Below are 23857 nucleotides of genomic sequence, written 5' to 3'. Positions count from 1 at the left end.
GATACCCGTCTTACTTGATACCCGTCGTCGCGATCCCCTTGATGAGGAAGCGCTGGCCGAACAGGAACACCAGGAACACCGGCAGCAGCGACACGATGGACATCGCGAAGAGCGAGCCCCAGCTCGTGGCGGACTGGGAATCCACGAAGGCGCGCAGAGCAACCGGCACGGTGAACATCTCGGGATCCGTCAGGTAGATCAGGGCGCCGAAGAAGTCGTTCCATGTCCAGATAAACGTGAAGATCGTAGTGGTGGCCAGGGCCGGAACCATCAGCGGGAGGATGACCCGCAGGAAGATGCGCGGATGGCCGGCGCCGTCGATCCGGGCGGCCTCATCCAGCTCCTTGGGAATGCCGCGGATGAACTGCACCATGAGGAACACGAAGAACGCATCCGTCGCCAGGAGCTTCGGCACAATCAGCGGCCAGAACGTGTTCACCCAGCCGATCTGCGAGAACAGGATGTATTGCGGAACGATAATCACGTGGAACGGCAGCATGATGGTCAGCAGCATGACGCCGAAGAACAGTTTCTTGCCGCTGAACTGCAGCCGGGCGAAGGCGTAGGCAGCCATCGAGCACGAAATCAGGTTGCCCAGGATGGAGCCGATCACCACCACTGCGGAGTTGAGCATATAGTGCCCGAAGGGGTGAGTAAGGGCGGACCAGCCGTCGGTGTAATTGCCCATCTCCAGGCTGTTCAGCCAGAGGCCGGGTTCGCGGAAGATCATGTCGTTCGGCCGAAGCGATGAGACCACCATCCACAGCAGCGGGTAGATCATGATGCCGCCGGTGATGATCAGGACGGCGTGCTTGGCCAGGGCCTTGATCCGAGCGTTGCGGCTAAAGGCAAGCGATCCGCGGGATTCGCGCTTCCTGCCGCCGCCCTGAGGGCTGTTCGCCCGCGTTTTTCCTCCGGAAGGGGGCTGTTTCTCCGTAGCCGGCAAGGTCTGTAGTTCAGTCATCGTAGAACACCCAATACTTTGAAGCGATGAAGTTGATGGCCGTAAAAGCGCCGATGATCACCAGCAGGAACCAGGCCATCGCGGAGGCGTACCCCATGTCGAACTGGCCGAATCCCTTTTGGTAGAGGTAAAGCGTGAAGAACATCGTGGAGTCGGACGGTCCGCCGTTGCCTCCCGAGACGATGAACGCCTGGGTGAACGACTGGAAGGAGCCGATGATCTGCAGCACCAGGTTGAAGAAGATGATCGGGCTGAGCATCGGCAGCGTGATCCGCCAGAACTTCTGCAAGGTACTGGCTCCGTCAACCTCGGCTGCCTCGTAGTACATGTTCGGGATCTGGCGAAGGCCAGCGAGGAAGATGATCATGGGGCTGCCGAAGGTCCATACGTGGAGCAGGATAATGGATCCGAGCGAGGTGGACGGGTCGGAGATCCAGCCCGGCCCGGTAATTCCGAACATGGCCAGCACCTGGTTGACCAGGCCTGAGGTTCCGAAAATCTGCTTCCACAGGATGGCCACGGCCACCGAGCCGCCAAGAAGGGACGGCAAGTAGAAGATGGACCGGTAGAACGGCAGCCCCCGAAGGCCCTTGTCCAGAACCAGTGCGATCAGCAGCGCAACGGCCAGCTGCAGGGGAACCCCCACCAGCACGTAGGTGAAGGTCACCCGGAGCGAGTTGTGGAGCCGGGCGTCGCCGAGCATGCGCGTGAAGTTGTCCAGCCCCACCCACTCCGGCGGCTGCAGCAGGTTGTAGTCCGTAAAGGACAGGTACAGGGACATGATCATGGGGCCCACGGTGATGGCCACGAGACCGATCAGCCAAGGCAGCAGGAAGATATAGGCCGCTTTATTGTCACGGCGGTTGGCCCGTTTCTCCTCGGCCGTGGCCGGCCCTGTGCGCCGGCTCATGGACGACAGTTCGCTGATAGCGCTCATTGCCTTCCCCTCGGCTGGCGGGCGCCTTCGGGCGTCCCCGGGTAATGCTGTGCGGCCATGTGGTCTCCTTTGGTCATCGTGGCCTTCCACGGCGTGCTGGTGATGCTTAGCCCTCATCCCGGGTGGCCCCAAACGAGATCGGACGCCACCCGCTTCTTCGGCCTCCGGAGTGAGGGGGCCAACTGCGGCTTTGTACCAAAGTAAACGCTTTCTTGACCGGTGTACAGCCTTTTGCTAATTTTTGAGAAAGCGTTTTCTGACATTCGGCGGATCCGGATCAGAGCACCCGCGAGAGGCAGGACAACGATGTTTGCACCCGGCAGGCCGAGCCGATGAATGCAGCCAGCATGGACACCGAGCTGCGTCCCAGCGCCATTGGCGGCTACGAAGACTGGCCCTCGTACCTGCGCTCGTATCCGCGGCACCTGGCGGACACTTGCCCGGGCCAGGAACTGGCAGACGCCTTGGGCGTTCCTGCCGTCCCGGCCGCGCCGGACGTGCTGCTTGAGTCGCAGGTAACGCACGACGGCGTCACTACTTCACGGGTCAGCTGGCAGTTGGGCTTCGGTCCCCGCACCCGGGGCTGGTACCTGCGTCCCGCCGGCGCCGCCGGCCCCTTGCCGGGAGTACTGGCACTGCATTGCCATGGCGGCATCAAGTCGGGCGGTGCAGACCGCCTGGTGGATGGGAGCCTCTCCCTCCAGCAGAAGTTCTACGGCGGGCGTGCCTTTGCCACCTGGCTCGCAGCACAGGGCTTCGCCGTCCTGGCGCACGACGCCTTCTCGTGGGGCGGCCGGCGCTTTGAACTCGGCGCTGCCCCGTGGCGAACGGCCGCCGCCGTCGAGGGTCGCCGGGCACTGTGGCGGGAGGCCGGCGTCGTGCCTTCCGAGACGGAAGAATACGACGCTGCCGCGGCAGCGCACGAGGATACGGTGGCGAAAGCGGCCGGCCTCCTGGGGACAAGCTTCGCGGGGATGGTCGCTCACGACGACCTCGCGGCCCTGAACGTCCTCGCACTTCTTCCGGGGGTGGACGCCGGCCGGCTGGGAAGCATCGGTTTCTCCGGAGGAGGCGGCCGGTCACTGATGCTGGCCGGGCTCAGCCCGCTCATCCGCAGTGTCGTGGTCGCCTGCATGATGACCGCGTACCGCTCACTGGTGCCGGCCTACCTGGACGCCCACTCCTGGCTGCTGCAGACTCCAGGCCTGCCGCGGCTGGGCGAATTTCCCGACCTGGCTGCACGTTCCACTGCAGACCGTCTCCTGGTGCAGTACGCGCTGGAAGACGAGCTGTTCCCGGAGGACGGGACGCGCGACGCCCACGCCATCCTGGCCGCGCACCATCCCTCCGGCCGCTACACCGGAAGCTTCTGGCCGGGCGGACACACCTTCACCACGGACATGCAGGAGGAAGCCGCAGGCTTCCTCCGCGATTCCCAGGCCCGGCATCCCACTTCCCAGAAACGTCAGGACGGACGGACATGACCCCCATTTCCTCCACCGCTTCGCCTGCGGCGACGGTCCGGCCGGACCGCCACGAACACCCGGTGGCCGGCCCGCCGCCGCGCGTCGCCCTGGTCGGCGCCCACGGCTACGGGGCCCGCCACCTGGACAACCTGGCCCGCCTTGGTGCGCTTAACCTCGTGGAACTGGTGTCCGTGGCGGACCCCCGCCCGCCGGCGAAGGGCACGCTGCCTGACGGCGTAGCCACGTTCCAGTCCTTGGCAGACCTTCTGGCGGCGGGGCCGGCTCCCGACGTCGTCATCCTGGCCACCCCGATCCAGACCCATGCGCCGCTGGCCCTCGCCGCGATCGCCGCCGGCGCTGATGTCTACGTGGAGAAGCCGCCCATGGCATCCCTCGCCCAGTTCGACGCCGTCCTCACCGCGGCCGGGGCGGGCGGCCGTCTGGTGCAGGTGGGATTCCAGAGCCTCGGCTCCCATGCCCTGCCGGCCCTGGACCGGCTCGTGGCGTCGGGCGGAATCGGTGAGGTCCGCGGTGTCAGCGCCGTGGGTACGTGGGTTCGCACCAGGGGCTATTTCAACCGCTCTCGCTGGGCAGGGAAACGCAGCCTGGACGGCACGGACGTGGTGGACGGCGTCGCCACCAACGCTTTGGCGCACGCCGTGGCCACCGGGCTCCGAATCGCCGGCGCGGCGCTCGCCAGCGACGTCGTGTCCGTGGAAACGGATTTGTACCGGGCCCATGCCACCGAAAGCGACGACACGTCGGTGATCCGCGTGCGCACCGCCGGCGGCGCCGTCCTGCTGTGCGCCCTCACGCTATGCGCCGAGGAACAAACCGCCCCGTCGGTCACCGTTCACGGCACTCTCGGTGCTGCCGAGTTCTTTTACACGGAGGACCGGCTGACCATCACAGGGCCCGACTGCGAGCGCACCGAGATGTTCGGCCGCACCGATCTGCTCGAAGACCTCCTGGCGGTGCGCCGCTCCCCCGAGGGGGTGGCACGCAAACTGCTGAGTCCGCTGGCCGGCAACGGCGCCTTCATGAAGGTGCTGGAAGCCATCCGGACGGCGGAGCAGCCCCGCGCAATCACCCCGCAACATGTGAGGTGGGACGGCGAAGGGGACGACGCCCATCCCGTGGTGCATGGCATCGGTCCCCTGGTGCGCAGGGCGGCCGCGGCGCAGGCAACATTCGCGGAACTCGGGGTCCCTTGGGCCCGCGAACTGCCCGCGCCCGGGGAGTCGTCATTTGAGGTGAACGGGAAGGTCGTGGCAGTCCCCTCTGACGGCAGCCGGATCCCACCCACGTCGTCGCCACGTCCCTACCTCCACCCGGTCAGAACCCTGGCCGGCACCATGGTCACCGAGCACCTGCCGGACGATCACGTGTGGCACCTCGGCGCGGGAGTGGCCATCCAGGATGTCAACGGCGTCAACTTCTGGGGCGGCCGCACCTACACCCGCGACGCCGGCGCCTACCTCTGGCGGAAGGATCACGGCCGGATCGTCACGGTTGCCGCGGACACCGCGGACACCGCGGACACCGCGAATGAGGCCGGTCAGGGCGGCGGGTCACGGACCGAAACCCTGAGCTGGGTGGCACCCGGCGGCATTCCGCTGCTGAGCGAACGGCGGACGTGGACCTGGGCCGCCGTCACCGCCTCCGCCTGGCGGCTCACGCTCGACTTCGAGCTCACGCCATCCGGCCCCGACCCGGTCGCCTTGGGCAGTCCCGGCTCAAACGGCCGGCCTCAGGGCGGTTATGGAGGGTTCTTCTGGCGCCTTCCCGCCGTGGACGGGGCCACTGCCTGGACCGCCACAGCCAACGGGGAGGACGCCGTTCACGGCGCCGTTCCCTCCCAGGCGGCCCCCTGGTTGGCGTGGTCAGGCATGTTCAGGGGCGCCGGCACGGTCAGTGACAAAGAGCCCGACGGCGATCCCGCCACCCTCGTCTTCCTGCCCGGGCCGTTGCCCCAGCAGCCCGGCGACCCCTGGTTCGTCCGCATGGCGGGGTATCCCGGCGTCGGACTTTCCCTGGCGTGGGAAAAGGCAGCAACAGCCAGCCACGACAAACCGCTTCACCGAAGCGTCACCGTCCTTGTTGCTGACGGCCTCCTGGCCACAAGCGATATCCAACAACTCATCACCACCTTGGGGGAATCCACATGAACACCACCCAGCATGAACTTGACGCTTCGGGCGCCGCATCGGCCGTGCGCACGCCCGTTATCCAGGAAATCAACGGAACCGCGCCAGGGAACCCCGCCGACCGTGCAGTCAAACGGCAGCGCGTCCTGGACATCCTGGATGCCGCCGGCCGGGACGCGCTCCTGCTCACCACCAACACGGCCCTCACGTGGTACCTGGACGGGAGCCGCGTGCACATCAGCCTCGCCGGCGACCCCATCGCCGCCATGCTGGTTGACCGCGACGGCGACCACCTGGTCACCTTCAACAACGAGGCGGCCCGGATTAAGGCGGAGGAACTGCCCGACGGCGTCGCCCTCCACACGGTCCCCTGGCACGGACAGCTGCACGCCTCCGCTGCCCTGCTGGCTCGCGGCGGCGAGCCCTTGGCAGAGGCCGAGGTCGCAGCAGAACTGCGGACCGCACGGCAACAGTTCCTTCCGGGCGAAAGCGCGCGGTACGCCCGGCTGTGCGCCGACGCGGCTGCCGCCATGACCGATGTCCTTTCCCAGGCAACCCCGGAAACCACCGAGTTCGGAGTGGCCTCCGCCCTGGCCGCACGGATCGTGGCAATGGGGGCCGAGCCGCTGGTGCTCCTTTGCAACGGCTCCAGCCGCAGCGGGTTCCGGCATCCGCTGCCCACCCACGCGCCCATTGGCCGGCGGGCCATGGCGGTGGTGTGCGCGCGGCGCAGCGGGCTGGTGGCCAATGTGACGCGGTGGGTACGGTTCGGCGCCGGGACCCCCGCCGAGCTCGACGCGGAAGCGCGGATTGCCGCGGTGGAGGCGGATATCTTTGACGCCACGGTTCCCGGCGCCCGCCTTGCCGGCATCTTCGCCGAAATCCAGGAAGCCTACTTCCGGCACGGCTTCGGCGCGGACCAGTGGACGCTGCACCACCAGGGCGGACCTGCCGGATACGCTGGCAGGGATCCCCGGGCCACTCCCGCGACGGACGATACGGCGGTCCTCAACCAAACCTTCACCTGGAACCCGACAGGCCCCGGCGTAAAGATCGAAGACACCGTCCAGCTCACGGAAGCCGGGATCAGTGTCCTCAGCGTGGATCCGCGCTGGCCCGCCGCCACAGTGAACGGCATCGCACGGCCGCTGACGCTGGAACTGTAGCGTGCGGTTTATGAGCACTCGGGGAGAGCGGGAGCCTTCCTAGCCGCCCTGCCCGCCGACAGCACAGGGCGGCCGGAAGCCCAAACATCCTCCGCAACAAGACGTCACTGGTATAGACCGGTACGCCTCTTCCGGGTGGGATCCGCCGAGAACTTTTCGTGCCAGAAGGCGGTTTATTAGCCAACCGTTTGGATTTGACTTGAAACCCGAGTCCGATTCGGTGGGGCTTCAGCGGCGCCCGTAAGTGGGGCGAGAGGAGCTCAGGCGTGCCTTCTTTGCGCGGAATGTTGAGGCTTCGTTACGCACCGGAAGGCATCTTTTCGGCGTGTTTCTTCTCACCCCCGGGTCCCTTGCGGGCTCAACTGGAGCGTCAATAGCGTGGCACGGGACCGCGACGTACCAGCGAAGGACTGCCATGCCATCTGCACCTGCCAAGACAGACCCGCCCGCGCCAACTGATCCCGGCCCGGCGGGACAGGGTCAGGTCGAACACGACCCGGCCGCCGCCGTCGTGCAGGACACTGCAGCACAGTCCCGTCCCGCCGGAATCCGGGCATTCCTGACCACCGGACTCCGCTGGGACCTGCCGGCGTCCCTGGTGGTGTTCCTTGTTGCCGTCCCGCTGTCGCTCGGCATCGCCGCGGCCTCCGGCGCCCCGGTCATGGCCGGCCTGATCGCCGCCGCCGTTGGCGGGATTGTTGCCGGCAGCCTGGGCGGATCACCCCTGCAGGTCAGCGGTCCGGCAGCCGGACTGACGGTCATCGTTGCCGGCCTGATCGAACAGTTTGGCTGGCCGGTCACCTGCGCAATCACGGCTGCCGCCGGTGTGCTCCAGGCCCTGCTTGGCCTGGCACGGGTGGGCCGCGTTGCGCTGGCCATCGCCCCGGTGGTGGTTCATGCCATGCTCGCCGGCATCGGCATCACCATCGTGCTGCAGCAGCTTCACGTGATGCTCGGTGCCGAGTCTGCCAGTGAGGCCTGGGAGAACATCATGACCATGCCGGGCAGCATCATCGCCGCCGACATCGCCGCGGCAGTCCTGGGTGCGGTGGTCATCGCCCTTCTGCTCGGATGGAAGCACCTGCCGGCAGCCGTCCGGCGGATTCCCGGTCCGTTGGTGGCGGTGATCGCAGCGACTGCACTGTCCCTGCCGTTCAACGTGGACCGGATCACCTTTGACGGCTCCTTGCTCGGCGCGCTGGCGCTTCCGGAACTGCCCGACGGGAACTGGACGGCCGTAGTTGTCGGTGTCGTGACCATCGCGCTGATTGCCAGTGTTGAATCGCTTCTTTCCGCAGTCGCCGTGGACAAGATGCAGCACGGTGAGCGGACGAACTTCAACCGCGAGCTTCTGGGGCAGGGCGCAGCCAACATGACCTCCGGGATGCTCGGCGGACTGCCGGTCACCGGTGTCATTGTCCGCAGTGCCACCAACGTCGAGGCGGGCGCCCGGACACGCAGGTCAGCCGTGCTGCACGGCGTCTGGGTTTTGGTCTTCTCGCTGCTGCTCGCAGGGCTGATCCAGCTCATTCCGCAAGCTGTCCTCGCAGGCCTGTTGATTGTCATCGGCTCCCGTTTGGTCCGGCCGGCCGACATCCGGACAGCCCGGCGGACCGGCGACCTCACGGTCTACGGTGTGACCCTGTTCTGCGTGGTGTTCGTCAACCTGCTCGTGGGAGTGTTGACCGGCCTGGTCCTGGCCATTGCGCTGGTCGTATGGCGGGTGGCGAGGGCCAGCATCCATGCGGAAGCGATCGGAGGCGGAGACGGTAACCGCTGGCGCGTGGTCATCGACGGATCGTGCAGTTTCCTCTCGCTTCCGCGCCTGAGCACGGTGTTAGCCTCGGTTCCGGCGCGTGCCCTCGTCACCGTTGAACTGGAGGTGGACTTCCTCGACCACCCGGTCCACGACACCCTGGAGGCCTGGCGCAACAGGCACGTGGGCAACGGGGGCACCGTGGTCATTGAAGAAAGCGGCACCGCAACGCTCCATGCCGCACAGGCAGGACCGCCGAGCCGCGGGAGTTCACGTTCGGCCCTTCGTAGTGGATTTGCCCCGTGGCGCAGCTGGCAGCGGCGCCTGCTTGCCGGACACGCGGTTCCAAACGACGCGGCCGGTCATCCGGCCGGTCCTTCGGCGACCGGGCCGGAGGTTCCGGGGCCGCTGCGTTCAGTGCTGACCGGCGTGGACAACTATCATCGCCGAAACGCCCACCTGGTGCGCCCCCACGTGCAGGAGCTGTCCTCGTTCCAGGATCCGGGGACACTGTTCGTGGCCTGCTCCGATTCCCGCCTGGTGCCGAACCTCATCACCAGCAGCGGCCCGGGCGACCTCTTCACCGTCCGGAACGTGGGCAATGTGGTGGGCGGCAGCGGCCGCGACGCGTCCATCGAGGCAGCCCTGGAATTTGCCCTCAGCGAGCTGTCCGTGGAGTCCATCGTGGTCTGCGGGCATTCCGGCTGCGGTGCCATGACCGCACTCTTGGCCGACGCCAAGACGGAGTCCGGAAACCGGGAGTGCGGAGATGCAGGGACCGCAGGCACCCACTCCGAGGTCGCGGAGTGCGGAGTTAAAGAACCCGTTGACCGGGAGCACGCACAGCGCGGAGCGATCGACATCTGGCTGGACCACGCACGTCCAAGCCTGGCCGCCTTCCGCGACGGGCACCCGGTTCAGGCCGCCGCAGCCGAGGCGGGCTTCGGCGCCGTCGACCAGCTGGCAATGGTGAACGTCGCGGTTCAGCTGGACCGGCTCCAGCGGCACCCCGGCCTGCAGGAAGCACTGCAGACCGGACGTGTGCACATTGCAGGGCTGTTCTACGACATCTCCACGGCCAGGGTTCTGCAGGTCACCCCGGACGGCATCAGCCACCTCGACCCCGCAGCGGCAGCCAGCCGCTAAGCGGGCCGGGTTAAGCCCGCACTTCTCCTCGGCCTGATGCTGCTTGGGGTCAGGCCTCAGGCCGAGGAGAACCACACGACATGGGGTTCACGCCGGGACGCCCGGGAAACGGTGGCACGTTCGCCGCGGACCATCCGGTCCACCCGCGTTGTGTCACTCCCACTCCGGGCAGGCTCGCTGCCGCTGGTTTCAGCCAAGGCTGTTTCCATACGGGCTGCTTCCAGACGGGCTGCTTCAACCGCGACGGGCTTTGCAACCTTGACGATCTCCAGGGCTTCCACGTCGAGCAGCCTGCGCGCCCCGGTCCGTGCGTCCACGATCCAGAACAGGTCTGTGGACGGAATCTTTTCCGTCACGCGGCCCCGGTGAAACAACCGGCCCTTGTGCCAGGCCTCGATTTCCTCACCGGCCGACAATTCCGAACTTGTCCGGACCACTGCATTCCCGCCTGCATCCACAATGAGCCCCTCCCCTTGGTGCTGTATCGACTGAACCCCGACTGCTGGTGTTGTCAGTCATCCGCTGGGATCAGCATCCTTCAGCAAGATTGCAGCAACGTTTCCGGAGGGTGATTTTCCTGTGTCGCTTGCGCGCGCTGTGTCGCCCGAAGCTCCTAGGGCCGCCCGTGCTCGGAAGACCTGGCGCAGAAGTCGAACCCCAGACCGGGCCGGCCGGCAAGGGTCAGCCTGCTGTTGCTCACACGAACGGGCGAGGGCGAGTTAAGCACGCCGAGCTGTTCGAACGAAGCGTCCTCCACGTCCTCCACAAGTGCCGGTTCGGCCATGGTCAGCGCTAGCTGGCCGGAGAGCTCGGGCAGCACGTGCGGCAGCACCCTGATGCTGTGGGTGCGGGCCAGTTCCACAATGCGGCGGAAGGGCGTGATGCCGCCCACGCGGACGATGTTGGGCTGGATGATGTCCACGGCGCCGGCCTCGATGAAGTCACGGAAGCGGTAGATGGTGTGCAGGTTCTCCCCCAGCGCGATGGGCACCGGTGAGTGCCGGCGCAGCCTGCGGTAGGCCCAGAGGTCATCCGCCCGGAGCGGTTCCTCCAGCCATTCCAGTCCGAACCCGCCCAGTACGTCCAGGGCGCGGAACGTGGTCGGCAGATCCCAGCGCTGGTTGGCGTCGACCATAAGCTTCCGGTCGGGGCCCAGGACCTTCCGCACCGCGGCCACGCGTTCGGCGTCCTCCCGGATGTCCGGCTTGCCCACCTTGATTTTGACGGCCTGGTGCCCGGCGGCCACCCAGCGTTCCGCCTGGGTCACGAGTTCCTCGAGCGAGTAGTGCAGGTTCACGCCGGAGCCGTACACCTCGACCGACTCCTGCCGCTGCCCCAGCAGTCCCGTCACGGAGGTTCCGGCACGGCGGGCCTGGAGGTCCCACAGGGCAAGGTCAACACCGGCCATGGCGATGGTGGTCAGTCCCCCGCCGCCGGCTTCGTGCAGCCGCTTCCACAGCTGGTCCCACACTGTTTCGGCCTTGGCTTCCAACCCGGTGATAAAAGGCGCGACGTCGAAATCCAGCAGCGCTTTGACCGCTTGGGGACCGATGGTGGGGGTCCAGGAGAAACCGTGCCCCACGCCGCCGTCGTCCGTGTGGATTTCGGTGACGATCACATGGTTTTCCGGTGCCTCGGCCCCCCAGCTCCGCAGGAGCGGAACCGTCAGGAGGCGGCTGGAGAGCCTGGTGATCCGTGGCGGTGTTCCAGCGGCCACGCCTCGTTCTTGAGCAACGGGTGCTTCGGCGCCAGGCGCGCCGGCGGGACGGCCCCCACCCAGGGCCTCGGCAATTGGCGACCCCATTAGCGGCCGGCCAGCTCGTAGCCCTTGGCCAGGATGGCCTTGAGCTGGACAAGCTGTTCTTCGGTGGGGTCAACCAGCGGCGGCCGGACGGGACCAACCGGCAGGCCGCCCAGGCGGAGTCCTGCCTTGATCAGTGAGACGCCGAACCCCGGGGTCTGGTCGCGGAGCCTCACCAGCGGCGCATAGAAACCTTCCAGCAGGGCGTGCCGGCGGTCCTCGTCTCCGGAGATGTAGGCGTCGTAGTAGGCCCGGGCGATTTCCGGTGCCATGGCGAACGCGGCCGAGGAGTAGAGCGGGATGCCCAGGCCGCGGTAGGCGCCCTGGGTAAGTTCCGCCGTGAGCAGGCCGTTGAAGAGCAGGAAGTCCTCGCGGCCGCTGGCAGTGATGGCGCTGACGATCTCCTGGGCGAGCCCGACGTCGCCCAGGCCGTCCTTGAAGCCGATCACTTTGGGGTTGGCGGCAAGGCGCGCCATCGAAGCTGCCGTGTATCGGGCGTTCCCGCGGTGGTAGACGATCACCGGCAAGCTGCTGGCTGCCGCAACCGCCTCGATGTACGCCACCAGGCCATCGGCGGGGCCCGTTACGAGGTACGGCGGCAGCACCAGCAGGGCGTCGGCCCCGGCTTCCTCTGCCACGCGGGCCGCGGCGAGCGCGTGGCCCAGCGGTCCGCCGGCGCCGGCAACAACCGGCACCTGTCCGGCTACGGCTTCGACGGCGGCAGCCACCACCGTACGCACCTCCTCGATGCTCAGCGCGTGGAACTCGCCGGTGCCGCAGGCGGGGAACACACCGCCCGGGCTGTGAGGCAGCCGGGAGGTGATGTGCTCCTTGAGGATTTCCACATCCACGTCTCCTTCCGGCGTGAAGGGCGTGACGGGGAAGAACAGTACGCCGTCGAATTTCATGGGGTCTCCTTGGATCCGGCGCCGGCCGCGACCAGCGCGGCGGACTTCTCGTCGTTGAGGTGGATTTCTGTTTTCAGCTCGGTGTGCCAGCTCCGCCTGGGTTCCCAGCCGAGCAGTTCACGGGCCTTTGCGATCGAAAATGCCGGGCTGGTGCCCGTGAGACCGGCTGCAAGGTCCGAACTTCCAGGCAGGAATCGCGGCATCAGTTCGGCCAGCGGTTCGGTGGCCAGCGCGTCGGCCGCTCCCACGAAGAAGGTCTGGCCGTTGGGAATGGTGTCCATCTTTGCCAGCAGCAGGTCGAGGAATTCAGCTACATCCCGGGCGTCCACGTAGTTGAAGAGGGCGGGAGCGGACAGTGCGGGGTCGGCCAAACGCTCGCTGACGGTGTGGCCCTGCTGGGTGGGGGCACCGGCCCATTCCTCCGGCGAGATCACGTAGCAGGGCCGGAAGGCCGCGTAGCGGATGGCGTCCCCCTGGGCGGCAGCAAACATCTGCACGGTCTGCTCGGCGACGAGCTTGGACAGTGCATAGGCGTTCCATGGCCTTGGCGTGGTTTCCTCGTTCACCGGGAAGCTCTCCGGCAGCCAGCCCGCGGGCGAGCCGTAGCCCAGTACCGTTGGGCTGCTTGCCGTGATGATCCTGCCGATGCGCAGCTCGGTCGCCGCGCTGATGACGGCGTACGCCAGCCTCGTATTGGTGCTGAGGATGACGTCTTCCGGCGCGCTGAAAGGTACGGCGATCGCCGCAAGGTGGACGACGGCGTCGGGCGTTGCTTCCCGCAGCAGGCGCGAGGCCTCCCCCGGTGCCAGAAGGTCGGCGCTGTACTGCTCGACGCCGTCCGGCAGCTGGGCTGCCGGGACGGCGGTACGGTCCACCGAGATGACATGGTGGCCTGCCCCCGCGAGGCCGGCAACAACACTGCGCCCCAGCCGGCCGGAGCCGCCGGTGACAAAAATCCTGCTCATGATGATCGGGTCCTTTACTCGGGTCTGTTGGCGCGGGTCATTGGCCGCGGCGGAGGTCGACGCCGAGTCCCAGGTCCGCGGTGCGGACCGGAAGGCCGGTACCCAGGGACTCATTGCCGGCGATGCCGACGGAGACGGAGCGGACTCCGTCCAGATAGCCGGAAGGCCGTCCCAGCGGGTCTTCGCCGGGGCCGTTGAAGAGATCGGACAGCAGCAGTTCATCGCCGCCGCCGTGGCCGCCTTCACCGTTGATGATCGGCACCTCGTAAGCTGCCTCCCAGTGCCGCTGGACCACCAGGCGTTCACCGTTGTGGCGCACGGCGTCCTCTTCTTGGACCGGCGTCCCGGAGGGGTCCACCACGGTCTTCTTGTCAGTGCTGTTCTGGACTGCTGCGCGCTCCACCACTTCGAGCTCCGCACGGCCCTCGGTGCCGTTGACAGCCACGCGATAGCCTTCCCAGGGGCTGTGGGCGTTGAGCGAGTAACTGAGGACCTGACCGCCCTGGTAGTCCACTACGAGTGCCAGGTTGTCCTCGATGGTGATGCCCCCGGTGAAGACGTCCTGGTCGCGGCGGTAGCCGTCGAAGTGCTCGTTTTCGTAGTAGAGCTCGCGGAGTTTGTCGTCCTCGCGCAGGTCCAGCACGAACGGATCCCTGACTGCTTCGCCTGCGCGGGAGTCCTGGGTGCCGGAGTCCTGGGTGCCGGAGTCCTGGGTGCCGCGCTCGGGGCGGGCGCCGAGGCCGCGCTGCGCAGCGTTTTTGTCGCCATAGAATTTCAAGCCACCGGAAGCGAAGACGCGCTCCGGGACGTCGTCGATCCACCAGTTGACGAGGTCGAAGTGGTGCGACGACTTATGGATCAGCAGGCCGCCGGAGTTCTCCTTTTCGCGGTGCCAGCGGCGGAAGTAGTCAGCGCCGTGCACTGTGTCCAGGACCCAGCTGAAGTCGATGGACGTGACCTTGCCGATCACGCCGCCCTGGATGATTTCCTTCAGGGCGCTGTTGCGCGGCGAGTAGCGGTAGTTGAACGTGACCACCACGTTGCGTCCGGTCCGCGCCACGGCGTCGGTGATCCTGCGGCAGCCCTCGGCGTTGATGGTCAGCGGCTTTTCAACCACGACGTCGGCGCCGGCTTCCAAGCCTTCCACGATGTAGTCGGCATGGGTGTAGTCGGGCGTGGTGACCACGACCCTGTCGATTGCGTTGTCCCGGATGAAGGCGGTCAGCTGTCCCGGCTCGAAGGATTTCACCTGCCGGGTGCCGCCGAGTTCCTGGATGAGCTTCCGGTAGTACTCCATCCGGCCGGGGTTCACATCGGACAAACCCACCAGTTCCGCAGTATCCGAGTGTTTGCCGTAGATGGCCCGGATGTACATTTCGGACCTGCCGCCCGCCCCGATCAGGGCGATCCGCGCCCTCTTGGCGGGAGCCGCAGGGGCGGGATCCCCGGCAGGGCTGGCGACGGCGGCTGCGGCGGCAGCGGCGGCAGCGTCGGCGTCGACCCTGCTGCCAGCGGCGGCAGCTCTGCCGCCTGGATTGGCGGTGTTGGTGGTGTTGCCCATTGCGGTGTGACCCTTTCGGAAGGCAGGAACGCTGGCCGCTTGACGGCCCGAAACTGAGCGGGGAAAATAATGAGAAAGCGTTTTCTCGAAGCGTTATAAGCTTTGTATCAAGACTCTGGCGGCCACGTCAACCGTCCCCCTGAAGGGGAAGACGGCGGGAGGAGTCGGACAAGCCCGGAAAGGGGCCCCATGGGCAGGAGAGCCACGACCCGGCGGATCGGCATTGCCGACGTCGCACTCAAGGCCGGCGTTTCGCACGCGACGGTCTCGCGTGTCATGAACGGCAATTTCACCGTTGACGCCACCATCGCCGAGCGGGTGCGGGCGGCAGCCACCGAGCTGAACTACCAGCCGAACCCGGTGGGCCGCAGCCTGGCACTGGGCAAGACCGACACCATCGGCATCGTGGTTCCGGACCTTTCCAACCCCACTTTCCAGGCCATTCTCCGCGGCCTCAGCATGGCCGCGGCGCAGGATGGCTACCGCGTGCTGATCGCCGATTCCTCCGAAGTCTCCAGCGAGGAAGCCATCCTGGCCGGCGAGGCGCGCCGCCGCTGCGACGGGCTGGTGCTGTGCGCGCCCCGCATGGGCGACGCCGAACTGGAAGAGCTTGCGCCGTCGCTCCACCCCATGGTCCTGATTAACCGCACCACCACGCACGCCTCCGTGCCAAGCCTCATGGTGGACTACGGCCAGGGCATCCAGGAACTGGCCGGTCACCTGGTAGGCCTTGGCCATACCCGGCTGGCATTCCTGGCCGGCCCTGAAGGGAGCGCTTCGAACGCACTCCGCCTTGCAGGACTGGAAAAGTTCAAGGCGGGCCATCCGGAGATCGACCTCCACATGCTCGACGGCGGCTCCAGCTTCGAGGCGGGCCACGAGTCCGCGGACGCAGTCCTGGCCAGCGGAGCGACGGGCATTCTGGCCTTCAACGACCTCGTGGCGATGGGCCTGCTGAGCGGGCTGCATGAGCGGGGTATCCGGGTCCCCGGGGACGTTTCCATCACGGGCTTCGACGACATCCCCTTCGCCCGTTACACCACACCCACGCTAACGACAGCAGCGGTTCCCATCACTGAACTGGGCCAGCAGGCATGGCACCGGATGCGGGACCTCATCCGCCACGTCCCCTCCGACGCGGCCAACGAAGGGCCCACAGTATTCCAGCCCCAACTGGAATCGCGCGGCAGCACAGGACCGGCAAAAGCGTAAGTCCTCCCCCTTCGTCCGGAGATTTTGTCCAGATAAAGGCACTTCCGCGCCCTTTTCGGGCCGTTATCTGGACAAAAACTCCAACGGGCACGACGGCGGCGCCGGCCGGCACCGGGGGTGACTGGGGCTAAGCCACGGGTGGCCGGGGTGACCGGGGCTAAGCCGCGGGCGGAGCCAGGAGCACGTCTATGAGCTGGCTCAGACCGTCCGCCATGTCCACCTTCTTGTCATAAAGCCACTGCAGCTGCAGGCCGTCGAACGCCGCCACCACCAGCCGTGCCAGGGTTTTCGCAGGCACGTCCCGGCGCACCTCGCCGGCCTCCTGGCGGCGCTCGACGTCTTCGGCCAGCTCATCCACCAACAGGGCATAACGTTCCTGGAAGTAGGGATGGGAGTCATGCCCCGGGTCGTTCGCCGTAGCCGAGGCAACAGCGTAAAGCGTAGTCAGCCCCGGTTCCTGCCGGTTGCGCTCCGCGATCGGTGCCATCAGCCGCAGGCCAACCTCCTCGTGGTCAGTGAGCGCGAGGCTGCGCCGGTCCCGTTCAGCGAGGACTGCCGTCAGCAGCTCCTGCTTGCCACGAAAGTAGTGGAACAGGGTGGCTTCCTTGACACCCACAAGCTCTGCAACCCGCTTAAGCGCTGTTCCTTCGAAGCCGGCGGTGGCAAAAACATCCGTGGCTGTCTGGATTATCTGTTCGCGGCGTTCCGCACCCTTGGCGTACTGGCCGCGTGGCTTCGACGATGACATTGAGTCAGTGTATTTCACTTCTTTTTCCAAAAACCTAGTCGTACTAGGTTTTTGCCGCTACCATCATTGTCAGGACCCAACGGAGGGTCACTTTTCGTCAGGAGGCAATGTGGCCGTCAAGACCATTTCAGAGGATTCCGCTGCTTCTCCGGGCAGCGGCACCCCTTCCACCAGCACCGCTTCAACCCCCACCACTTCCACCAGCATCACTTCGAACAGAAGCAGCACACCCGCCAAGGCTCCGCGCGCTTACGCGATCGGCATGCCCATCGCGAGCGCCGGGCTCTGGATGGCGGTGCTGGCACCCGCCTTGGTGGTGCTGGCCATCAAGGTTTCCGAAATCACCACACCGGACACCCGCGCAGGGGCACTGAGCCTTGTGGCCGGCGTCGGCGCCCTGGTCGCCCTGCTCGCGAACCCGTTCTTCGGCAGGCTCAGCGACCGCACCACGTCACCGTTCGGCATGCGCAAACCCTGGATCGTCGGCGGTTCGCTCGTTGGGCTGGCGTCGCTGTTCCTGCTCGGCTCCGCCACGGGCGTGACGGGCGTCCTCGTTGCCTGGGTCATCGCGCAGCTCGGCTTCAACGCCGCCCTCGCGGCACTCGTGGCAACGCTCCCCGACCAGGCAGGCCCGACCGAGCGCGGCCGCCTGTCCGGCCTGATCGGCATGACCCTGCCCGTGGGCCTCGTCGCCGCAGCCTTCTTCGCCCAGCTGTTCGACAACGCACTGCAGATGGCCGTCGTGCCCGGAACTGTGGGAACCGTGCTGGCCATCGCCTTTGCCTTCACTTTCAAGGACCGGGTCCTGACCGAAAAGCCCGCTCCGCTGAACCTCAAGGAGATCCTGGGTTCGTTCTACTTCAACCCGCGCACCTACCCCGGCCTGGGCTGGGCCTGGCTCACCAAGTTCATGGTCTACGTGGGCTACTGCGCCGGGCTGCTCTACCTGCCCTACTTCTTCACCGACCAGCTCCACGTGGCCGAAACGGATGTCACCAGCCTGGTGTTCCAGGCCACCCTGGTCAGCTCCGCGGGCACTGTCGCCACCAGCCTCGCCGGCGGCTGGATCAGCGACCGGATCGGAAAGCGCAAGGGCATGGTCATCGCCTCCGCCCTGATCATGATGATTGGCCTCATCGTCATCGCCACAAGCAGCACCACCGACCAGGTCATGGTCGGCCAGGCGATCGCCGGGCTGGGACTCGGCTGCTTCGGCGCCGTGGACGTCGCCCTCATCGCCGACCTCCTGCCCGGCAGCCAGAGCGAGAACGCCAAGACCTTCGGCGTCTTCAACATCGCCCAGGCCCTCCCCCAGTCCCTGGTGCCCGCCGTCGCTTTCCCGGTCATCGCCTTCGGCGGCTACCCCGCACTGTTCCTTGGCGGCGCGGCCGTCGGCATCATCGGCGCCATCCTCGTCACCCGAATTAAAGGAGTCAAGTAAATGAACCCCGCACTGTCACCGGCCGCCCTGGCCCCGGCGTCGGACTCGCCGGACGCCGAAGCCCGGATCCGCGAACTCGCCCAGAGCCTTTCCCTCGAGCAGCAGATCCAGCTGCTCACGGGAGCGGATGTCTGGGCCACGCACGCCATTCCCGAAATCGGACTCTCCCGCGTGGTCCTGTCGGACGGACCGTCCGGCGTCCGCGGCGAAGACTTCGATGAGCGTCACGACTCCATCTCCTTGCCGTCGTCGTCCGCCCTGTCCGCGACCTGGAGCGTCGAAACCGCGCGCCGCTACGGCCAGGTCCTAGGGCAGGAAGCACGCCGAAAAGGTGTGCACGCCGTCCTGGGGCCCACCATCAACCTGCACCGTTCTGGCGGCCGCCACTTCGAATGCATGAGCGAGGACCCGCGGCTCACGGCAACCATGGCCGCCGGATACGTCTCCGGCGTACAGTCCATGGGCATCGGCGCCACTCCCAAGCACTATCTGGCCAACGAGGCCGAAACGGACCGGTTCACCGCCGACTCCGTTGTTGCTGAGCGTCCGCTGCGCGAGCTCTACCTGGCCGCCTTCGAGGACGCCATCACCGAGGCCCGGGCATGGCTGGTGATGAGTTCCTACAACTCCATCAACGGCACCACGGCCAGCGAGAACAAGCTGCTCGAAACCCCGCTGTCCACGGAATGGGGCTTCGACGGCGTGGTGGTCTCGGACTGGACCGGCGTCCGCTCGGTCGATGCAGCCAACGCGCACCAGGATCTTGAAATGCCCGGCCCCGTGGGCCACTGGGGGCCCAAGCTGCTTGCCGCCGTCGAGGACGGCCGGGTCAGCCGCACCGCCATCCTGGAAAAGGTCACCCGCATCCTGCGGCTCGCGGCGCGCGTGGGTTCCCTCGAAGGGTTCGCACCGGCGGTGACGGAGCTTCCCGCCCCGCTGAACGGTGCCGCCGTCGCCCGCGAAGTGGCCGTTCGCGGCGCGGTTCTGGTCCGCAATGAAGGCGGCATCCTGCCGCTGGATGCCAGCAAGCTCGCCAGCGTGGCCGTGATTGGCCACAACGCCGAGGAGGCGCGCACCCAGGGCGGCGGCAGTGCCACGGTCATGCCCAAATACACCGTCTCGCCGCTTCAGGGCCTGCGTAAGGCACTGCCCGACGACGTCATCGTCACCTACGTCCGGGGCGCCAAGGTGGCCGAGGCCATCCAGCCCTTCCCGCGCACGTCCCTGCACAACCCGGTGTCCGACGTGCCCGGAATCCGGGTCACGTTCCTGGCGGAGGACGGCTCGGAGATTTCCGGCGAAGACCGGCTTGCCTCGCACCTGATCTGGTTCGGGGTGGGCATCCCCGACGGCGCCGCGGCCATCCACATGCAGGCGGACTGGACCGCCGAGACCGCGGGCGTCCACCACCTCGGCGTCGGGACAGTGGGACGGATCCGGTTCGCCCTGGACGGGGACGAGGTGTTCAACAGCGAACTCGAGGACGACACGGATGTCCTCGGCGCCGCCTTGTTCGATCCGCCCAAGACGGTCCATGCCATCGAGACCACGGCCGGCCAGAGCGTGCGGATCGAGGCCGAATACCAGCTGCCGAAGCAGCAAATCATTCCGTTCACGGCCATCCTGCTGGGTGAAGAGACCGTGGTGGCCGATCCGCAGGCGGAGATCGACGCCGCGGTTGAGGCTGCCCGGTCAGCAGACGTGGCCGTGGTGGTGGTTGGCACCAGCGCGGCCATTGAGTCCGAGGGCTTTGACCGGAAAGACCTGGACCTCCCCGGGCTGCAGAACGAGCTGGTCGAGGCAGTGGCCGCGGTGAACCCGAGCACGGTGGTGGTGGTGAACTCCGGTTCGCCGGTCCTCATGCCGTGGCTGGACAAGGTGGGCGCGGTGTTGCTGGGCTGGTTCGGCGGCCAGGAATTCGGCACGGCCATCGCCGACATCCTGCTCGGTGCCGAGGAGCCGGGCGGACGCCTGCCCACCACCTGGCCCGCGGCCCTGGAGGATGTCCCCGTCCTCAACACCACACCGGTTGACGGCAAGGTGGTCTATTCGGAGGGAATCCACGTCGGTTACCGGGCATGGCTCAAGCAGCAAGCAGAAGGCAGAGCCGCCCCGGCCCTGCCGTTCGGCTTCGGCCTGGGCTACACCACGTTCGAGCTGGGCACCGCACACGCGCCGCAGTCGGTCCCGGCGGGGCAGGACGTCGTGGTGCATATTCCCGTCAGGAACACCGGCACCCGCACGGGCCGTGAAGTAGTCCAGGTGTACCTCGACCGCCCGGACACTGCCGTGGAGCGGCCGGTCCGCTGGCTCGCCGGCTACGCCGGAACGCATCTGGCACCCTCCGGAACGGACAGCGTGGAGGTGCGGATTCCCGCAAAGGCCTTCGGACATTACGACGGCGGCTGGCAGTTCGAGCAGGGCACGTTCCGCCTGCTGGTGGGCCGGCATGCGGCCGACGATTTCCAGGTGCTCGAGATCGAACTGCGCTAACGCTTTATCCCCGCCAGCCGCCGCGACGCCTCGGGAGTTTTTGTCCACCTAACGTGAGCTAAACGCCTTTTTCCGGCCATTAGCTGGACAAAAACTCCCGGGCTCGGGCTAGGGCTAAGGCTGGGGCTGGGCTGGGTCTGAATCCTTCGGACCCAGCCCGGCTTCTTTGTAGTACCCCTCAATATGGGCAGCCACGAGCTCGGCCGCGCGGCCGCCGTCGTGATTGTTGAGCGCTGCGAGAATGCCGCGGTGCTCGGAGCGAAGTCGGGCCGCGGTGGCGTCCCAGTCCGGCAGGTTGGCCGTGAGTTTGCCGGCGTAGCTTTGGATGGCTTCCCGCAGCGAGCCCATCATCGCGCTGACGACAACGTTGCCTGCGGCTTCTGCGAGGGCCAGATGGAAGCGGACATCGAGCGCCAGGAAGTCGTCCGTATCCCGACAGGCCTCCATCTTTTCCAGGAGCGCCGCGGCCTCTGCCAGCGCCGGAGAATCGGTACGGGCCCGGGCAACGGCCCACGACTCAAGCAGGACACGGGTCTGCACGATGTCCGCGACGGGCAGGTGCGAAGTGGCCACATGCAGGCGCAATGCCGAGCCGAGTGCCGCCGTCGGGTCCGCTATGACCACAGTGCCCGCGTCGGGGCCCGACCCCACTCCGGCACGCACGACCCCCATGGCCTCCAGTATCCGGATCGCTTCACGGACCGAGGTGCGCGAAACCTGCAGCTGCTCGGCCAGCGTCCGCTCCGCCGGCAGCCGGCCGCCAAGGGACAGCTCCCCGCTGGAGAGCTGGTCTTCGATCCACTGTAGGACCAGTTGATGGGTGCGCACGGGTCAATGGTACTTGATGTGGTTGGACCACATACCTTAGAGTGTGGTTAGACCACAGAACTATCTGTTCAAAGCCCCACAGCCCAAAGCTTCACAGCCCATGCCCGGAGGCAGCAATGACGCACACCATCCAGCCCAACAATCCCGAGGCCACCCCTGCGCCTGAATCGACGGACATCCCAGCGACCGGTGGCGCCGGCACCGGTGCAGCGCCCGACGCCGGCACTTCCCCCAGCGGTGCCGTCAACCGGGCAGCATCCGCAGTCCCCGCGGCGCTCAAGCGCCGCGTGCCGAAATACTCGGACCTCGCCCCGTTGATGCAGTTCAAAAAGCCGGAGTTCAGCCGTGCCGCCAAGCTGCAGCGCGCCAGCACCATCTGGGAGTTGCGGGACATGGCCAAGCGCCGCACGCCGCAGGCACCCTTTGACTACACGGACGGCGCGGCAGAAGCCGAAATCACCCTGCGCCGCGCCCGTGAGGCTTTCCTGGACATCGAGTTCCGGCCGGGCATCCTGCGGAACGTGTCCAGCATCGACCTGAGCACCGATATTCTGGGCAAGCCGTCCCGGCTGCCGGTTGGCATCGCACCCACAGGATTCACCCGGATGATGCAGTCGGAGGGTGAATACGCCGGCTCCCAGGCCGCCGAGGCCGCCGGCATCCCCTACACGCTCTCCACGATGGGCACGGCGTCCATCGAGGATGTTGCCGCGGCCGCCCCGAATGGCCGGAACTGGTTCCAGCTGTACCTCTGGACGGACCGGGACCGGTCGCTCGAACTGATCGAGCGGGCCGCGAAGGCGGGCAACGACACCCTCATGGTCACGGTGGACACCGCTGTCGCCGGTGCGCGGCTGCGTGATGTCCGCAACGGCATGACCATCCCGCCGGCACTGACGCTGAAGACCGTCCTGGATGCGTCATACCGACCGGCCTGGTGGTTCAACTTCCTCACCCACGAGCCGCTGACGTTCGCGTCGCTGTCCCGCTACACCGGCACAGTGGCAGACCTGATCAACTCCATGTTCGACCCCACCCTGACGTTCGAGGACCTCGACTGGCTGCGTGAAACCTGGAAGGGCAAGCTGGTTGTCAAGGGCATCCAGACCGTCGACGACGCCCGCAAAGTGGTGGACCACGGTGCCGACGGCGTGGTGCTCTCCAACCACGGCGGGCGCCAGCTGGACCGTGCCCCCATTCCTTTCCACCTGCTGCCCGAGGTCTCCGCGGCGTTCAAGGAGGACAACTCGGACGCCGCGATCATCCTGGACACGGGCATCATGAGCGGTGCGGACATCATTGCTGCGCTGGCCCTTGGCGCAGACTTCACACTCGTCGGCCGCGCGTACCTGTATGGACTCATGGCTGGCGGCCGGGCCGGCGTGGACCGTGCCATCCAGATCCTGGAGAAGGACATGACGCGCACCATGGCACTGCTCGGCGTCAGCAAGCTCTCCGAGCTGACCCCGGACCACGTCCGGATCCTCGGCAAGTAAGCCTCCCCGCGCTTCCCCCGGGCCGCGGGCCGCCGGGCCTGCCGGAGCGCTCGTGCCTGCGGGGCCCGCCGATGAAGCCCCGCCAGCCGAGTTTTTGTCCAGATAATGGCCTTCCGGCGCGATTTTCGGACCATTATCTGGACAAAAACTCGGGAAGTCCGGTCACGAGGGGCGGCGCTTCGGCAGGGCTTTGCTTTACTTCTTGCGGCCGAACTTCGGCAGGTTGGCGATGAGGTCGGCGGCTCTGGTGGCGGCGCGGCCCACCGTGCGGCCGATCTGCTGCGGCACCGTGTCATCTCCGGCCGTGGCGACCGGAATCGCGACGGCGGGGCTCAGCTGCCCGGCGGCCGGGCGGGCCGGCACCTCGGCGGTTCCCGGACGCGACGCCCCGGCGCCGGCCGGAACGGGCGACGGCGCTGGCGCGGCTTCGGCATTCTCGTCCGCAGAATGCGTTGACGGGCTCACGACGGCGGCCCGCGGCCCGACGTCGAACGTCTCCAGCCAGCTGGCGACGCCTGCCAGCGGTTTGGGATTCAGCGCGTAATACCGCTTCTGGCCCTGGGCGCGCATGCTGACCAGGTCGGCCTCCCGGAGAACTTTCAAATGCTTGGAAATGGTGGGCTGGCTGGCGTCCAGTTCCTCGACCAGCTCCCCCACTGCTTTGTCCCCCGAGCGGAGGGATACCAGAATGTCACGCCGGGTTGCCTCAGCAATGACGGCAAAAACGTCGTCTGTCACCATGGGATCCACCCTAGCGACATATACGCCGGATGGCATCCACTATTTCGCCCCGCGCGCGCCACAGCATAAAGCACGCAGGCC

General features: G+C 66.9%; 18 protein-coding genes. 8 read left to right on the top strand and 10 right to left on the bottom strand.

What is annotated here, in order from left to right:
• Positions 1 to 10 precede the first annotated feature (10 nt).
• The gene (locus J7I92_RS14260; RefSeq protein WP_214841476.1) at positions 11 to 964 is read right to left on the bottom strand and encodes a carbohydrate ABC transporter permease; all 954 of its coding nucleotides are present in this window, start codon (positions 962 to 964) and stop codon (positions 11 to 13) included.
• Complete coding sequence (locus J7I92_RS14255; RefSeq protein ID WP_214841474.1) at positions 957 to 1901, bottom strand: carbohydrate ABC transporter permease; 945 nt, start codon at positions 1899 to 1901, stop codon at positions 957 to 959. Before J7I92_RS14255 ends, J7I92_RS14260 begins: the two co-directional genes overlap by 8 nt.
• 332 nt (positions 1902 to 2233) lie before the next feature.
• Here J7I92_RS14255 and J7I92_RS14250 point away from each other — a divergent pair, with 332 nt between their 5' ends.
• The 4 genes from J7I92_RS14250 (at position 2234) to J7I92_RS14235 (ending at position 9582) form a co-directional block, all read left to right on the top strand.
• Positions 2234 to 3385, top strand: coding sequence for an acetylesterase (locus tag J7I92_RS14250; protein WP_251039931.1), 1152 nt, complete (start codon positions 2234 to 2236; stop codon positions 3383 to 3385).
• Entirely contained in the window at positions 3382 to 5535 is a 2154-nt protein-coding gene (locus J7I92_RS14245) for a DUF6807 family protein (RefSeq protein WP_214841472.1), read from the top strand. Before J7I92_RS14250 ends, J7I92_RS14245 begins: the two co-directional genes overlap by 4 nt.
• Complete coding sequence (locus J7I92_RS14240) at positions 5532 to 6680, top strand: Xaa-Pro peptidase family protein (protein WP_251039930.1); 1149 nt, start codon at positions 5532 to 5534, stop codon at positions 6678 to 6680. Before J7I92_RS14245 ends, J7I92_RS14240 begins: the two co-directional genes overlap by 4 nt.
• Positions 6681 to 7095: 415 nt before the next feature.
• Positions 7096 to 9582, top strand: coding sequence for a bifunctional SulP family inorganic anion transporter/carbonic anhydrase (locus tag J7I92_RS14235; RefSeq protein WP_214841470.1), 2487 nt, complete (start codon positions 7096 to 7098; stop codon positions 9580 to 9582).
• Between the two features lie 56 nt (positions 9583 to 9638).
• Here the strand turns inward: J7I92_RS14235 and J7I92_RS14230 are convergent, their stop codons facing one another.
• From J7I92_RS14230 to J7I92_RS14210, 5 genes are all read right to left on the bottom strand, one after another.
• Positions 9639 to 9938, bottom strand: a complete 300-nt coding sequence (locus tag J7I92_RS14230; RefSeq protein WP_251039929.1) for a hypothetical protein — start codon at positions 9936 to 9938, stop codon at positions 9639 to 9641.
• A 257-nt stretch (positions 9939 to 10195) separates the two neighbouring features.
• Positions 10196 to 11299: a mandelate racemase/muconate lactonizing enzyme family protein gene (locus tag J7I92_RS14225; protein ID WP_311380362.1), complete on the bottom strand. Its 1104-nt coding sequence runs from the start codon at positions 11297 to 11299 to the stop codon at positions 10196 to 10198.
• Between the two features lie 86 nt (positions 11300 to 11385).
• Positions 11386 to 12291 carry a 5-dehydro-4-deoxyglucarate dehydratase gene (locus J7I92_RS14220; RefSeq protein ID WP_214841465.1) on the bottom strand — a complete coding sequence of 302 codons (906 nt, stop codon included), beginning with the start codon at positions 12289 to 12291 and terminating at the stop codon, positions 11386 to 11388.
• The gene (locus tag J7I92_RS14215) at positions 12288 to 13256 is read right to left on the bottom strand and encodes an NAD(P)-dependent oxidoreductase (protein WP_214841463.1); all 969 of its coding nucleotides are present in this window, start codon (positions 13254 to 13256) and stop codon (positions 12288 to 12290) included. Before J7I92_RS14215 ends, J7I92_RS14220 begins: the two co-directional genes overlap by 4 nt.
• A 37-nt stretch (positions 13257 to 13293) precedes the next feature.
• The gene (locus tag J7I92_RS14210) at positions 13294 to 14817 is read right to left on the bottom strand and encodes a Gfo/Idh/MocA family protein (protein WP_214841461.1); all 1524 of its coding nucleotides are present in this window, start codon (positions 14815 to 14817) and stop codon (positions 13294 to 13296) included.
• Between the two features lie 189 nt (positions 14818 to 15006).
• On the opposite strand from J7I92_RS14210, the gene J7I92_RS14205 reads away from it, so the two are divergent.
• Entirely contained in the window at positions 15007 to 16029 is a 1023-nt protein-coding gene (locus J7I92_RS14205) for a LacI family DNA-binding transcriptional regulator (RefSeq protein ID WP_214841459.1), read from the top strand.
• A 157-nt stretch (positions 16030 to 16186) separates the two neighbouring features.
• Here J7I92_RS14205 and J7I92_RS14200 read toward each other — a convergent pair whose 3' ends face one another.
• Positions 16187 to 16777: a TetR/AcrR family transcriptional regulator gene (locus J7I92_RS14200; protein WP_214841457.1), complete on the bottom strand. Its 591-nt coding sequence runs from the start codon at positions 16775 to 16777 to the stop codon at positions 16187 to 16189.
• A gap of 109 nt (positions 16778 to 16886) precedes the next feature.
• Between J7I92_RS14200 and J7I92_RS14195 the strand changes: the two genes are divergently transcribed.
• Positions 16887 to 18218 carry an MFS transporter gene (locus J7I92_RS14195; RefSeq protein WP_311380361.1) on the top strand — a complete coding sequence of 444 codons (1332 nt, stop codon included), beginning with the start codon at positions 16887 to 16889 and terminating at the stop codon, positions 18216 to 18218.
• Positions 18219 to 20711 carry a beta-glucosidase gene (locus J7I92_RS14190; RefSeq protein WP_214841455.1) on the top strand — a complete coding sequence of 831 codons (2493 nt, stop codon included), beginning with the start codon at positions 18219 to 18221 and terminating at the stop codon, positions 20709 to 20711. It begins immediately after the preceding gene.
• Between the two features lie 114 nt (positions 20712 to 20825).
• On the opposite strand, the gene J7I92_RS14185 is transcribed toward J7I92_RS14190, so the two are convergent.
• Positions 20826 to 21539 carry an FCD domain-containing protein gene (locus J7I92_RS14185; protein ID WP_214841453.1) on the bottom strand — a complete coding sequence of 238 codons (714 nt, stop codon included), beginning with the start codon at positions 21537 to 21539 and terminating at the stop codon, positions 20826 to 20828.
• A gap of 116 nt (positions 21540 to 21655) precedes the next feature.
• Between J7I92_RS14185 and J7I92_RS14180 the strand changes: the two genes are divergently transcribed.
• A complete protein-coding gene (locus J7I92_RS14180) occupies positions 21656 to 23035 on the top strand; it encodes an alpha-hydroxy acid oxidase (RefSeq protein ID WP_285290107.1) in 1380 nt (459 codons plus the stop codon).
• Positions 23036 to 23230: 195 nt separating this feature from the next.
• On the opposite strand, the gene J7I92_RS14175 is transcribed toward J7I92_RS14180, so the two are convergent.
• Positions 23231 to 23776, bottom strand: a complete 546-nt coding sequence (locus J7I92_RS14175; protein ID WP_214841451.1) for a helix-turn-helix transcriptional regulator — start codon at positions 23774 to 23776, stop codon at positions 23231 to 23233.
• Positions 23777 to 23857 lie beyond the last annotated feature (81 nt).

Source organism: Arthrobacter sp. ISL-72, assembly GCF_018613755.1.
GTDB lineage: Bacteria > Actinomycetota > Actinomycetes > Actinomycetales > Micrococcaceae > Arthrobacter.
Note: the sequence above shows the minus strand (reverse complement) of the source record. Positions and strands in the feature narration are given on the sequence as shown.

Bases quoted from the DNA above. Each gene is read 5' to 3' on its own strand.
- J7I92_RS14260 (WP_214841476.1), bottom strand. From the start codon at position 964: ATGACTGAACTACAGACCTTGCCGGCTACGGAGAAACAGCCCCCTTCC.
- J7I92_RS14255 (WP_214841474.1), bottom strand. From the start codon at position 1,901: ATGAGCGCTATCAGCGAACTGTCGTCCATGAGCCGGCGCACAGGGCCG.
- J7I92_RS14250 (WP_251039931.1), top strand. From the start codon at position 2,234: ATGAATGCAGCCAGCATGGACACCGAGCTGCGTCCCAGCGCCATTGGC.
- J7I92_RS14245 (WP_214841472.1), top strand. From the start codon at position 3,382: ATGACCCCCATTTCCTCCACCGCTTCGCCTGCGGCGACGGTCCGGCCG.
- J7I92_RS14240 (WP_251039930.1), top strand. From the start codon at position 5,532: ATGAACACCACCCAGCATGAACTTGACGCTTCGGGCGCCGCATCGGCC.
- J7I92_RS14235 (WP_214841470.1), top strand. From the start codon at position 7,096: ATGCCATCTGCACCTGCCAAGACAGACCCGCCCGCGCCAACTGATCCC.
- J7I92_RS14220 (WP_214841465.1), bottom strand. From the start codon at position 12,291: ATGAAATTCGACGGCGTACTGTTCTTCCCCGTCACGCCCTTCACGCCG.
- J7I92_RS14215 (WP_214841463.1), bottom strand. From the start codon at position 13,256: ATGAGCAGGATTTTTGTCACCGGCGGCTCCGGCCGGCTGGGGCGCAGT.
- J7I92_RS14210 (WP_214841461.1), bottom strand. From the start codon at position 14,817: ATGGGCAACACCACCAACACCGCCAATCCAGGCGGCAGAGCTGCCGCC.
- J7I92_RS14205 (WP_214841459.1), top strand. From the start codon at position 15,007: ATGGGCAGGAGAGCCACGACCCGGCGGATCGGCATTGCCGACGTCGCA.
- J7I92_RS14200 (WP_214841457.1), bottom strand. From the start codon at position 16,777: ATGTCATCGTCGAAGCCACGCGGCCAGTACGCCAAGGGTGCGGAACGC.
- J7I92_RS14190 (WP_214841455.1), top strand. From the start codon at position 18,219: ATGAACCCCGCACTGTCACCGGCCGCCCTGGCCCCGGCGTCGGACTCG.
- J7I92_RS14180 (WP_285290107.1), top strand. From the start codon at position 21,656: ATGACGCACACCATCCAGCCCAACAATCCCGAGGCCACCCCTGCGCCT.
- J7I92_RS14175 (WP_214841451.1), bottom strand. From the start codon at position 23,776: ATGGTGACAGACGACGTTTTTGCCGTCATTGCTGAGGCAACCCGGCGT.